The sequence below is a fragment of the Bacteroides mediterraneensis genome (assembly GCF_900128455.1).
In the GTDB taxonomy this organism is placed as follows: domain Bacteria; phylum Bacteroidota; class Bacteroidia; order Bacteroidales; family Bacteroidaceae; genus Phocaeicola; species Phocaeicola mediterraneensis.
Genome location: NZ_LT635800.1, coordinates 1 through 1,001, shown reverse-complemented (window position 1 = coordinate 1,001; position 1,001 = coordinate 1). Strand labels below are relative to the sequence as shown.

The following is a 1,001-nucleotide window of genomic DNA, read 5'->3' as shown; positions in this document are numbered from 1 at the left end:
CCGTCACGCTGTCCTGTAATACTACGGGTCGAATATTTTTCAGCATTGAAACCAAGCAGGACCTTAAAGTAATGACCGCTCTTGAATGTTTTTGAATAGTCCGTATAAATATTGGTGGCATAGTAATTTTCTTTGTAACCATACTCATTTACCCGGCTTTGTCCTGGAGAGTAAGTTCCGTCTCCCATTCCCCAAGCCATAGGCTGCTGGTTACCGTTTACGTCCCAGTAATAAACAGGGAGTACCTCCCAATGCTCAAAATCGGATTGGGTACGAATGGTTCCCTCCAGATTGATGTGCCAGTCTTTGATAGGTTCAAATACAACCGCCAACTGGTTGGTATAAAAATCCTTGTTTTTGGTCTGCAAACCGCCATTTTCCATCTGTTCGATTTCACTTTCATTCATGGGAAAGCCATTCGGGTCGTATGCAGGCTGGATAGGCCATTTACGGGCTACATTGTGGAAGAACAAACCACTCATATAAGACGGACGTCCATAATCTTCCCGGGTCCAACGGGTGGTATAAGTCAATCTGGCCCAGCTGGCAAGCTGTGTAGTGATTTTTCCATTCAGTGTATAACGGTTCATGTAATCCTCACCATGACGCAACAAACCGTTTTGTCCCAAGAAGTTTCCACTCAATACATACTGGGTCTTTTCATTACCTCCACTTACACTGAGGTTATGCTCCTGGGAAGGAACCCAGCTCTTATAAAATTCCTTAAACCAGTCCACATTATCATAAGCGCCTTCGTTCCACTTGGCCCATACATTACCATTAGCGACAGTTGACTGTGTCAGTTTGCCCTCCATGTAATCTTTAATATTCTGCATATACGCATCATTAAAGATAGGAGCATTACCGTCATTCACATTGGCTGCATTGAACATGGTGGCAAAGTCATAAGAATTGGCCATTTTCGGAATGCCGATACCGTCATTGAAACGAACGTTTCCAGAATAATTTACGTGAGTTTTTCCAGCTTTACCGTTCTTGGT

1 pseudogene is annotated in these 1,001 nt (G+C 43.5%); it reads right to left on the bottom strand.

Features of this window, described 5'->3' with window-relative positions:
- Nucleotides 1-1,001 (bottom strand): annotated as a pseudogene (locus BQ7480_RS17970) (SusC/RagA family protein); the annotation flags it as partial.